Annotated in this window: 10 protein-coding genes; 2 read left to right on the top strand and 8 right to left on the bottom strand. The window is 64.9% G+C overall.

Translation table 11 applies throughout. The annotated features are described in order from the left end of the window. Positions 1-6: 6 nt before the first annotated feature. Together B5V03_RS17410 and B5V03_RS17405 are read left to right on the top strand one after the other, a co-directional pair. Positions 7-1116 carry an ABC transporter ATP-binding protein gene (locus B5V03_RS17410; protein ID WP_129271636.1) on the top strand — a complete coding sequence of 370 codons (1110 nt, stop codon included), beginning with the start codon at positions 7-9 and terminating at the stop codon, positions 1114-1116. Next, on the top strand, positions 1113-1880 hold the full coding sequence (locus tag B5V03_RS17405; RefSeq protein WP_129271635.1) for an SDR family NAD(P)-dependent oxidoreductase: 768 nt from the start codon (positions 1113-1115) through the stop codon (positions 1878-1880). The genes B5V03_RS17410 and B5V03_RS17405 overlap by 4 nt, the downstream gene beginning before the upstream one ends. Positions 1881-1965: 85 nt before the next feature. Here the strand turns inward: B5V03_RS17405 and lpxB are convergent, their stop codons facing one another. The 8 genes from lpxB to dxr form a co-directional block, all read right to left on the bottom strand. Further along, positions 1966-3153 carry a lipid-A-disaccharide synthase gene (gene lpxB / locus B5V03_RS17400; protein WP_129271634.1) on the bottom strand — a complete coding sequence of 396 codons (1188 nt, stop codon included), beginning with the start codon at positions 3151-3153 and terminating at the stop codon, positions 1966-1968. Beyond that, positions 3150-4007 carry an LpxI family protein gene (locus tag B5V03_RS17395; RefSeq protein WP_164988085.1) on the bottom strand — a complete coding sequence of 286 codons (858 nt, stop codon included), beginning with the start codon at positions 4005-4007 and terminating at the stop codon, positions 3150-3152. The genes lpxB and B5V03_RS17395 overlap by 4 nt, the downstream gene beginning before the upstream one ends. A gap of 19 nt (positions 4008-4026) precedes the next feature. Beyond that, positions 4027-4821, bottom strand: coding sequence for an acyl-ACP--UDP-N-acetylglucosamine O-acyltransferase (gene lpxA, locus B5V03_RS17390; RefSeq protein ID WP_129271632.1), 795 nt, complete (start codon positions 4819-4821; stop codon positions 4027-4029). 169 nt (positions 4822-4990) lie between these two features. Next, positions 4991-5452 carry a 3-hydroxyacyl-ACP dehydratase FabZ gene (fabZ, locus tag B5V03_RS17385; protein WP_008131325.1) on the bottom strand — a complete coding sequence of 154 codons (462 nt, stop codon included), beginning with the start codon at positions 5450-5452 and terminating at the stop codon, positions 4991-4993. After that, a complete protein-coding gene (gene lpxD, locus B5V03_RS17380; protein ID WP_129271631.1) occupies positions 5449-6516 on the bottom strand; it encodes a UDP-3-O-(3-hydroxymyristoyl)glucosamine N-acyltransferase in 1068 nt (355 codons plus the stop codon). Before lpxD ends, fabZ begins: the two co-directional genes overlap by 4 nt. Positions 6517-6653: 137 nt before the next feature. Next, a complete protein-coding gene (bamA, locus tag B5V03_RS17375) occupies positions 6654-9191 on the bottom strand; it encodes an outer membrane protein assembly factor BamA (protein WP_129271630.1) in 2538 nt (845 codons plus the stop codon). 175 nt (positions 9192-9366) lie between these two features. Beyond that, a complete protein-coding gene (gene rseP, locus B5V03_RS17370) occupies positions 9367-10518 on the bottom strand; it encodes an RIP metalloprotease RseP (RefSeq protein ID WP_129271629.1) in 1152 nt (383 codons plus the stop codon). A 43-nt stretch (positions 10519-10561) separates the two neighbouring features. Continuing rightward, complete coding sequence (gene dxr / locus B5V03_RS17365; RefSeq protein ID WP_129271628.1) at positions 10562-11785, bottom strand: 1-deoxy-D-xylulose-5-phosphate reductoisomerase; 1224 nt, start codon at positions 11783-11785, stop codon at positions 10562-10564. Positions 11786-11787 lie beyond the last annotated feature (2 nt).

Raw genomic sequence — 11787 nt, 5'->3', positions numbered from 1 at the left:
TGTGTCATGGCAGCACTGAGCATTCGCGCTTTGTCGAAGCGCTACGCCAATCTGGAGGTGCTGAAGGGCATCGATCTCGACATCGAGAGCGGAGAGTTCACCGTGCTGGTCGGGCCGTCCGGCTGCGGCAAGTCCACCCTGCTCAACATCATCGCCGGGCTCGATCGTGCGAGCGACGGCACGATCGAGATCGGAGGGCGCGTCGTCAACGACGTCCCGCCCAAGGACCGCGACATCGCCATGGTGTTCCAGTCCTATGCACTCTACCCGTCGATGACGGTGCGCCAGAACATCACGTTCGGCATGGAATGCCGAGGCGTAGCCAAGCCTGAGCAGGAGAAGGCGCTGGCGAACGTGGCGAGGCTGCTCCAGATCGAGCCGCTGCTCGGCCGCAAGCCGTCGCAACTGTCCGGCGGCCAGCGCCAGCGCGTGGCGATGGGCCGGGCGCTGGTGCGCGACCCCCTGCTGTTTCTGTTCGACGAGCCGCTCTCCAACCTCGATGCCAAGCTGCGGGTCGAGATGCGGATGGAGATCAAGCGGCTGCACCAGCGCATCGGCGCCACCATCGTCTATGTCACCCACGACCAGATCGAGGCGATGACGATGGCAACCCGTATCGCCGTGATGCATCGCGGCGTGGTGCAGCAATTCGCCGACCCAGACACGGTCTATCGCTATCCGGCCAATCTGTTCGTGGCCCGTTTCATGGGCTCGCCGCCGATGAACACGATGCCGGCGCGGCTCGAGGCCGACGCCGATGGGCCGATAGTCGTGATCGGCGCCGGGCGGCCGGACGAGGTTCGCCTGCGGCTCCGGGGCTATGATGCGGCGGCTCCCTATGTCGGCCGCGAGGTGGTGTTCGGCATCAGGCCGGAATGCATCGCCGAGGGCGACCGCGTATTCTCCGGCGAGGCGCCCATCGTCGTCAACACACCGGTCGAGATGGTCGAGCCCACCGGCGCCGAGACCATCGTCCTGCTGCGGCTCGGTGGCGAAGCGGCGCTTGCGCGCATCTCGCCGGACATCCGCCCCACACCGGGGACGCAAGCCCCCTTCGCGCTCGACACCCGCCGCATCTGCCTGTTCGACCCCGAGACGGAGCGACTGATCGCATGACCCAGACGAGCTATGCCGACCTCGCCGACCGCGTGGTGCTGATCACCGGTGGTGCCAGCGGCATCGGCGCCGCCTTCGTGCGCGCCTTCGCGGCCCAGGGAGCCCGCGTCGCCTTTCTCGATATCGACGAAGCCGCCGGCACGGCGCTGGTCGCGGAGGTGGCGGCGGCATCGGGCACCGCGCCGCTGTTCGTACCCTGCGATCTCCTTGATATCGACGCGCTGCGCGCCGCGATGACGCAGGTCCACCGAACGCTCGGCGATGCCGCGGTCCTCGTCAACAACGCCGCCAACGACCAGCGCCAGGTGCTAGCCGAGGTGACGCCGGCCGAGTTCGACTGGACGATCGGCGTCAATCTCAAGCACGTCTTCTTTGCCGCCCAGGCAGTGGTGCCGCAGATGCGAGCGCGCGGCGGCGGCTCGATCATCAACATGTCCTCGATCGCCTGGATGCGCGGCGCGCCGGCACTGCCGGTCTATGCCGCCGCGAAGGCGGCGATCGTCGGCTTCACCAATTCGCTGGCACGGTCGGTCGGCCCCGACCGCATCCGCGTCAACGCCATCGCGCCGGGCATGGTGATCACCGAACGGCAGCGCCGGCTCTGGTATCCGAACGAGCAGACCATTGCCGAGCTGCGCACGCGCCAGGCCGTTCCTGATGCGGTGACGCCCGAGGACATCGCCAGCATGGCGCTGTTTCTCGCATCCGACGAGAGCCAGCGCATCACCAGCCAGTGCTTCCGGGTCGACGGCGGCTTGGCTTAGTCTCGTAGCGTAGGCAAAGCGCAGCGTGCCCACCGTCTCTCCGCGACCGAGCAAACATGGTGGGCACGCTTTCGCTTTGCCCACCCTACGTCGCCTGCCGCTTGCCCTTCCGCATCGTCGCGAGCACGACGTCGGCCGCGAGCACGCTCGGCGATTTGTTGTCGGTTGACATGATGGTGTCGAGCTGCGCAAAGGCCTCGACCTGCCGCTTGCGCAGCGGCGTGTCCGTGAGCAGCTCCGTCAGTGCCGGCGCCAGCTTCTCCGGTACGCAGTCCTCCTGCAAGAACTCCGGAATGACGTCCTCACCGATCACGAGATTGGCGAGGATCACTGAGGAGACGCGGATCGCGCGGCGGAGGATGAAGGCCTCGATCGCGCCGACGCGATAGGCCGTCACCATCGGAATGCCCGACAGCGCGAGCTCCAGCGTCACCGTGCCGGATTTCGCCAGCGCGGCATGCGCGATGCGGAAGGCAGCGCGCCTCTCGTTTTCGCCAACCACGATCTGCGGCTTGACCGGCCAGCTCGCGATTCCTTCGCGGACGGTTGCTTCGAGATGCGGCATGGTCGGCAGCACCAGTTCGAACGCGCGGCCCTCGGCCTGCAAGCGGCCGAGCGTCGCCCCGAATATGTCGAGATGATGCCTGACCTCGCTGCGGCGGCTGCCGGGCAGCACCAGCAGCACCGGCGGCTCGCCATCGCGGCGCTTCTGCTCCTCCGCGTTCGGCCTCAGCGACGGCAACTGCTCGATCAGGGGATGGCCGACATAGCTGCATGGCGGCCCGCCGAGCTTGCGGTATTCCTCCGGCTCGAACGGCAGCAGGCCGAGCACGTGGTCGACATAGCCGAGCATCGCCCGCGCCCGACCCGGCCGCCAGGCCCAGACCGAGGGCGAGACGTAATCGACGACCGGGATCGCTGGATTCTTCGCGCGCACGCGGCGGGCGACACGATGCGTGAAATCGGGACTGTCGATGATGACGAGCGCGTCGGGCACGGCTTCGAGCACGGCGTCCGCAGTCTCGCGGATCAGCCGCAAGATCTTTGGCAATTGCTGCGCCACCGCAGCGAAGCCGACGATCGACAGCTCCTCGATCGGAAACAGCGTCTCGAGCCCTTCGCGCGCCATGGTGCGGCCGCCGACGCCGACGAACTGCACGCCGTCGCCGAGGCGCTGGCGCAGCACCTTCATCAAGGCGCTGCCGAGCCGGTCGCCGGATTCTTCCGTGGCGATCAGGAAAATCTTTCGCTTGGGATCGCGGGTCTGCATCACGCCGGCAAGCCGATGACGAAGAGATATTTGGCGTCGGCAAATGAGATCATCGCCTGCGGCTCGGCGGCGATGGTGTTGCCGGCGATGACGGCGATGCCGGCAAGGCCGGCCTTGGCGACGCCGTCGAGCGTGCGCGGGCCAATCGTCGGCAGGTCGAAGCGCAGATCCTGGCCGCTCTTCGGCGCCTTCACCAGCACGCCGCGGCCAGCAGCTGCGCGAATGCGGCCTTCCTCGCGCAGCCGCGCGACCCGCGCCAGCAGCGCGTCGGTGCCCTCGATGTCCTCGACCGCCACCACATGACCATCGATCACGACTACAGCTTGCCCGATGTCGAACGGGCCGAGCGCGGTCAGCACAGCGCGGCCGCGCGCGATGTCGGCCTTGCTGTTGTCGTTCGGCCAGGCGCGGCTGATGCAGCCCTCGGGCATCAACAAATCGGGCGCGACATCCTTGATGCCGACCATGCGAAAGCCGCCCTGCTCGAGGATGCGGCCGACCCCGGACAGCAAATGATCGTCGCCGCCGCGAAAGGCGCGGATGACATTACCGAGCAGGCGCAGCGTCGTGACGTCGAACCGGATCTCGGACAGCGCAGGCCGTACCAAGGTGCCGATGAAGATCAGGTCGCGGCAGCCCTCCTCCCGGAACAGCCGCATGGCACGGCCGAGCTGGCCGACCGAGATCCAGCGGTGACGGAATTTTTCCACCTGCGCCGGATCGCAGGCCCCGCGCAGCGGAAACAGCACCGGCGTGACGCCGCGCGCTGCGAGCGAGTCGGCAACCGCAAACGGCATGGCGCCGCCGCCGGCGACCACGCCGACCGGTGATGAAACTTGCGAAGCCGCCGATGTCATGTCCGCGGCCATCCCGAATTCACTTCTCGATGGCGGGAAGACAGAGCGGGCGATGCTTGCCCTTACCGATGAAGTCGAGGATTTCGGCAATCGCGGGATCTTCGCCCGCGAGCGGCTGCGCCGCGGCGAGCCGTTCGGCAAACATGCCCGGCCCGTGGAAGAGCTTTTGGTAGAACGCGCGCACGGTCGCGAGCCGCTGCTTGGTGAATTTGCGCCGCTTCATGCCGATGATGTTGAGGCCCTCGAGCGCGGCGTACTGGCCGTTGACCAGCCCGAACGGAATGATGTCGTCGCGCACGCCGCACACGCCGCCGACCATCACCTGCGGTCCGATACGGGTGAACTGGTGCACCGCGGACAGGCCGCCGATGAAGACGAAGTCGCCGATCTCGGCGTGACCGCCGAGCGTTGCCGACGTCGCGAAGATCACGTCGTTGCCGACATGGCAGTCATGGCCGACATGGCTGCAGTTCATGAAGTAGCCGCGATCTCCGACCGTGGTGATGCCGCCGCCGGCGACAGTGCCGGCGTTCATGGTGACGGATTCGCGGATGGTGCAACCCGAGCCGATCTGGAGCTTCGTTAGTTCGCCCCGATAACTGAGCGACTGCGGCGGGGTGCCGAGCGAAGCAAAGGGGTAGATGGTGCAACCGTCGCCAATGGTGGTCTGCGCCGTGATGTGCACATGCCCGATCAGCTTGCAGTTCGCGCCGATCACGGCATTCGGGCCGATGATGCAAAAGGGTCCGATCTCGGTGCCCTCGCCGATCACGGCGCCGTCCGCGACGCGTGCGGTGGGATCAATCCTGCTCATCAAAAAGGTCTGCTTATGTGTTGAAGTCGCTTGCTTTTCCGGTGGTTAGCGCGACTTCGCCCGATCTGTCCAGTGACGTATCATCTCGGCGTATTTCAGATGCCGGTCGAACCAACCGCCCCGCGACTTCAACGACTTCATCCAGCACCTTAAGTGCGGGAGCGCCGCCTCAGTCCGTCAGCATGGCGCCGACGTCGGCTTCCGCTACGACCTGGCCGTTGACCTTGGCGTCGCCGTGAAACCACCACATCGCCTTGCGGCGGCCGATCGAACGCATGTGATACTCGATGGTATCGCCGGGCAGCACGGGCTTGCGAAACTTGCACTTGTCGATGGTGAGAAAGTACACCGCGCGCGGCTTCTCGGTGCCCTCGACCGAGGTGATGCCGATCACGCCGGCGGTCTGCGCCATCGCTTCGATCATCATGACGCCGGGATAGACCGGGCGCTCCGGGAAATGCCCCTGGAAGGCCGGCTCGTTGAAGGTGACGTTCTTGATGCCGATGCCGCTGTAATCGGCGCGGATGTTGATCACGCGGTCGATCAGCAGCATCGGAAAACGGTGCGGCAGCGTCCGGAGGATCGCATTGATATCCACCAGTTCGAACTTGATTGGTGATTCCGCCGTCATTCCCGTCCCTCGTTCTTCGGATCGGCCTTGCTGTCGCGTACCAGGCGCTCCACCGCGATAATTTCCTTGAACCACTGCTTGGTCGGTTTGGCAAAAAAGCCACCCCAGCGACCGTTCGGCGGGATGTCGTCCTTGACGCCGCTCATCGCGGTGACCTGGGCCCCGTCGCCGATCTTGAGGTGGTTGTTGATGCCAACCTTGGCTCCCAGCGCCACGTTGTCGCCGATCGTCAAGCTGCCCGCGAGCCCGATCTGGGCCGCCAGCAGGCAGTTCCGGCCGATCGTCACATTGTGGCCGATCTGGACCTGATTGTCGATTTTGGTGCCCTCCCCGATCACGGTGTCGCGCAGGGATCCGCGATCGATGGTGGTGCCGGCACCGACCTCGACGTCGTTCTGGATCAGCACGCGCCCGGTCTGCGGCACCTTCAGATGGCCCTCGGGGCCGAAGAAGATGAAGCCGTAGCCGTCCTGGCCGATCGAGCAGCCGGGATGGATCAGCACGTTGTTGCCGATCAGCGCGCACTGGATGGCCGTGCGTGCCCCGACATTGCAGTCCCGGCCGATCTTGACGCCGGGGCCGATGACCGCACCGGCGCCGATCACGGTGCCACTGCCGATCTCGACGTCGGGACCAATGACAGCCAGAGGCTCGACGATGACGTCGTCCTCGAACCGCGCCGAGGGATCGATAATGGCCGACGGCGCAATGCCGTCATTGCCGAACCAGGACTGCGGGCGCAGCGCATCGCCGTGCCATTCCCTCGAGATCCTGACGAAGGCCCGGAACGGCTGTGCCACCCGGAGCACGGCCACATGCGCAGGCACCTGGGCTTCGAAGCGCGGGCTCACCAGGCAGGCACCGGCCTTGGTCGCCTTGAGCTCGTCGGCATATTTGAGGTTGTCGAAGAACGCCAGATGCATCGGACCGGCTTCGTCGAGCGAAGCCAGGCCCGTGATCACGTGGCCGCCCCTGGTGGGATCGACCAGCTCCGCCTTGGTCAGCGTGGCAATGTCGGCCAGCGCTGAGGCAGGCGGTTTTTTGAAGAAGGTCGGCTGAGCCATTCCACCCCGTCGCGGTCCGGCTTCGGCATGAAGCGGCCTGACCGCATCATGCCTCATCTCATGGATTGAGCACGATCTTTTTGGAAACCGCCCCCCGGGAGAAACTCTGGGGGACGGATCATGCCCTGCTGATCGAATTAGAAGGAGGTGCCGCCGCCGAACCGGAACTCCTGCGTGCGGTCATTCTTGCCCTTGGTGAGCGGCACGGCGTAGTCGAAGCGCAGCGGGCCAAACGGCGACTGCCAGATCAGACCGACACCGACCGACGAGCGGACGACATTGCCGTTGTCATACACCAAGCCCGTACAAGTTCCAGGCGTGACAGCCGGGCTGATCGTCGAGGGCGTACAGTTCGAGTTCTTGGTCGTGGTCATTTCGTTGGTCACCGACCACGTCGTCGGGCCCTGGTAGTCGTACAGGCCGCCGGCATCGGCGTAGACCGCGCCCTTCAGACCCACTTCCTTCGGCAGGAACCAGAACGGCATCTGCAATTCGAGCGAAGCGCCCCAATATTTGGTGCCACCAAGCGCGTCCTGCGTGCCGTAGGGATTCAAATCACGCGGGCCGATGCCGTTCGGGGCAAAGCCGCGGACGAGGTTCGGACCCATCTGGAATTGATCGAGCATGCGCAGCTCGTTGTTGCCGATCTTGTTCAGCATGCCGCTCTGGACGTGCACGAGGCCGACGATGTCAGACACCAGCGGAGCGTAGTACTTCGCGTCGATGACCGACTTCAGGTAGGAGACGTCGCCGCCGACACCGGCGAAGTCCTGGCGGAAGTCGACAAGCAAACCGTCGGTGGGGTTCTTGTTGTTGTCCAGCGTGTTGTAGGTCAGCGTGTAGCCGAGCGCCGAGGTCAGTGTCTTGCCGCCGGCAAGCTCCTTGCGCACCGGCAGCGAGGCTTCACCGTCGCTGTAACAGCCGAGGCCGTTGGTCGCGCTCAGGTCGATGCCATTAGCGTTGGCGAAGGCCGGGCTCGGGTTGAATGCTGACGAACCGACGACGTTGTTACAGTTCGCCAGGTAGTACGGCAGCGTGATCTCTTGCTGGTAGATCGAGTAGCGCAGCTGCAGCGCCAGATCTTCACGCAAGGAGAAGCCGAGGCGCGGCGAGAAGCCGAGCGTCTTGGTGCCGTAGGAGATGTAGCTGTTGGACAGCTGCTGGCGTTGATAGAGGTCGAGGCCCAGCGCGACACGGTAGTCGAGCAGATACGGTTCGACGAACGACAGCGAGTAGCCGCGCGCGTACTGGCCATAGGTCACCGCTGCCTTGGCGAACAGGCCGCGGCCAAGCAGGTTGCGCTCGGAGACCGAGACTTCGGCAAGCGCACCGTCGGTCGTGGAGTAACCGCCCGAGATCGAGAAGTCGCCGGTCGATTTCTCTTCCATGTCGACGATCAGGATGACGCGGTCGCTCGAGGAGCCGGGCTCCGTCGTGATCTTCACGGTCTTGAAGTAGTCGAGGTTCTTCAGGCGCCGCTCGGCACGATCGACCAGCGCGCGGTTGTAGGCATCGCCCTCGGAGATGTCGAATTCGCGACGGATCACGTAGTCGCGCGTGCGGGTGTTGCCGCGCAGGTTGATGCGCTCGATATAGGTGCGCGGGCCCTCGTCGATGTTGAACACGACGGAGACGGTGTGCGCCTCAAAATTGCGGTCGCCGCCGGGACGGACCACGGCGAAGGCATAGCCGCGGCGCGAGGCCTCGATCTGCATCTCCTCGACCGACTTCTCGACCGATTCGACGTTGTAGAGCGAGCCGACATTGACGCGCGAATAGTTGCGCATCGAGGAGGGATCGAAGTTCGGAATGCTGGAGCGGAAATCGATGGCGCCGACGCGATACTGCGAGCCTTCCTCGATCTTGAAGGTGACGTTGAAACCCTTCTTCTCCGGATCGTATTCGGTGAGCGCGGCGACGACCTGGACGTCGGCGAAACCGTTCTTGAGATAGAAGCGGCGAATCAGGTCGCGGTCGGCTTCGACGCGATCGGGATCGTAGATGTCGCTGCTGGCGAGGAAGCTCAGCAGATTCGATTCATGGGTCTTGATGACGTCGCGCAGGCGATAGGACGAGAACGCGCTGTTGCCGACGAACTCGATCGACTTGACGCCGGTCTTGGCGCCCTCATCGATCGTGAAGATGAGGTCGATGCGGTTGTTCGGCTGCTCGATGATCTCGGGCGTGACGCGCACGTCGTAGCGGCCGGAACGGCGATAGATCTCGGCGATTCGCAGCGTGTCGGACTGCACCATGGCGCGGGAGAAGGTGCCGCGCGCCTTGGACTGGACTTCAGTGGTGAGCTGCTCGTCCTTGATCTTCTTGTTGCCCTCGAAGGCGATACGGCCGATCACCGGGTTTTCCACCACGGAGACGACGATCTGGCCACCGGCGCCACGGTTGATGCGCACGTCCTGGAACAGGCCGGTCTCGATCAACGCCTTGAGACCGTCATCGATGGCGCCCTGATCCAGGCGGCCACCCGGGCCGGGTTTGAAATAGGAGCGGATGGTCTCCACCTCGACGCGGCGATTCCCTTCGACGGAAATCGACTGGACGGTCTGAGCGAGCGCAGACGAAGACACAAAAGCAGCCCCAACCGGGGCAAGCACCGGCGCGCCGAACATGATCAGGGTTGCGAGCAAGCCCCCCCGGAGTCGCAGTCCAAACTTCATGCGCAACGCGCCCTTATCATTCCGTGCCAGACCCACCCCAACGCCGGTCCGGAGATTCCCCAAGTTCGAAGCCGCTTGTAGCCAATTTCCCCGGTGCCGCAAACGGCAGCAGACACCGTAATTTCAATTTCATTCCAAGACGTTGCCCAAGAGCAACGCCACAAAAAAGCCCCTATCAGGAAGCGGCCATCCGCAGGATGTCGTTGTAGGTGGCAAACACCATCAGCATCAGCACCAAGCCCAGCCCGATTCGGAACCCCATCTCCTGAGTCCGCTCGGACAGGGGCCGGCCGCGAACCACTTCCGCCGCATAGAACATAAGGTGACCGCCATCGAGCAGCGGGATCGGGAACAGGTTCAAGAGGCCGATCGAGACCGACAGCACCGCACACAGGTTGATCACGAACTGGAACCCGGCGCTGGCCGCCTGCCCCGACATCTTGGCGATGCCGAGGACGCCGCTGACCTCGTTCGGATTGCCGTTTCCGACAAACAGCGAGCCGAGGAACTTGAAGGTGCTGGTGATGATGAACCAGACCTGCTCGACGCCGATCTTCAGCGCCTCACCGACGCCGACCGGAGCGGTCGAGGTCTCGCCGGCCTGCGACTTGTGCTCGACACCGAGCACACCGACACGGTGGCTGTTGCCGAACGGATCCTTGCGCTCGAGCAGCGCCGGCGTCGCGGTCAGCGCCACGACGGCGCCGTCCCGCTTCACCTGGAACGCAAGCGCCGAACCAGCGTTCATGGCAACGATTCGCTGCATGTCGGCAAAGCTCTCGATCGGCTTGCCGTCGATCTGGACCACGACGTCCCCGATCTTGAAGCCGGCCGCAGCTGCCGCGCCGTCGACAACGACGCCATCGACGCGCGCGATCGTGCTCGGCTTGCCGTAGTACAGCGCCATGCCGGCGAAGATCAGCGCGCCCAGGATGAAGTTGGCGATCGGGCCGGCGGCGACGATGGCCGCGCGCGGGCCGACCTTCTTGTGGTGGAAGCTGCCGGCGCGCTCTTCGGCCGTCATGGCCGCGAGCGTCTCGGACGACGGGGTCGAGGCCTCGCTCTCGTCGCCGAAGAACTTGACGTAACCGCCGAGCGGGATCGCCGAGATCTTCCAGCGGGTGCCATGGCGGTCGTTGAAGCCGACCAGCTCAGGCCCGAAGCCGAGCGAAAAGGTTAACACCCGAACGCCTGCCCAGCGCGCGACCAGGAAATGGCCGAGCTCATGGAAGAACACGACGATCGTCAGGACGAACAGGAAGGGAACCGCGTAGCCAAGGAGCCCATGGCTCAACGTATTGAAACTATGGACAAAAAAGTCGATCATCGAATTCCCTCATCCAGTACCGCAAGGCCCTGGCCGCGACCGTCTAGGATGCCTTTAAGGCAATTTGAGGCAATAGGGCGGCAGCTCTATTTCGCGCAACATGGTCAACGGAGATTGCATCATCCGCCGAGGTCATGGGGGCCTGGTTCCCGCCCCGGATCCAGTCATCGAGCGTCGCCTCCACCAGCCGGGCGATGGCGCCAAACCGGATCTTGCCGGCGATGAAGGCGGCGACCGCGACCTCGTTGGCGGCGTTGTAGACGGTGGTCGCCCCCTTCCCGGTCCGGAGCGAATCGTAAGCCAGCCGCAGTCCCGGGAACCGCTCGAAATCCGGCGTCTCGAAGGTCAGCTGACCGATCTTGGCGAGGTCCAGCTTGGCCGCCGGTCCCTTGATCCGGTCGGGCCAGCCGAGGCAATGGGCGATCGGCGTGCGCATGTCGGGCGAGCCGAGCTGGGCCATCACCGAGCGATCGGAGAATTCCACCATGCCGTGGATGATCGACTGCGGATGCACGAGCACATCGATCTCGTCGGGCGAGAGCGCGAACAGATAGGACGCTTCGATCACCTCGAGGCCCTTGTTCATCATCGAGGCGGAATCGATCGTGATCTTCTGGCCCATGCTCCAGTTCGGATGCTTCAGGGCCTGCTCGAGGGTCGCCTTCTCGATGTCGGCGGGCTTCCAGGTGCGGAACGGACCGCCCGAGGCGGTGATGATGACGCGGACAAGCTCGTCACGATTGCCCGATGCCAGCGCCTGGAACAGCGCGTTGTGCTCGGAATCGGCCGGCAGGATGCAGGCGCCCGCCTTCGCCGCGCGCTGCATGAAGAAATCACCGGCGCAGACGAGGCATTCCTTGTTGGCGAGCGCGACATGCGCGCCGCGGTCGACCGCCGCCAGCGCCGGCTTCAGTCCGGCAGCGCCGCTGACCGCAGCCATCACCCAATCGGCGGGACGCGCACCGGCTTCGATCACGGCGCTTTCGCCGGCACCGCATTCGGTGCTCGTTCCCGCAAGTGCGGCCTTAAGCTCGGCGAACTTCGATGTGTCGGCGATCGCAACGAAGCGCGCGGAAAATTCCTTCGCGAGCTTGGCCAGCGCCTCGACATTGCTGTTCGCCGTCAAGGCTTCGACGCGATAGCGCTCGGGCGAAGCGCGCAGCAGATCCATCGTGCTGTCGCCGATCGAGCCGGTGGCACCGAGGACAGTGACGCTGCGGATGTCGGACGCAGCAAGCCTGTTATTACGCAAGGGGACGGCGCTCATAT

This window comes from Bradyrhizobium betae, assembly GCF_004123905.1.
GTDB lineage: Bacteria > Pseudomonadota > Alphaproteobacteria > Rhizobiales > Xanthobacteraceae > Bradyrhizobium > Bradyrhizobium betae_A.
This window is presented reverse-complemented; position numbering and strand designations above follow the sequence as displayed.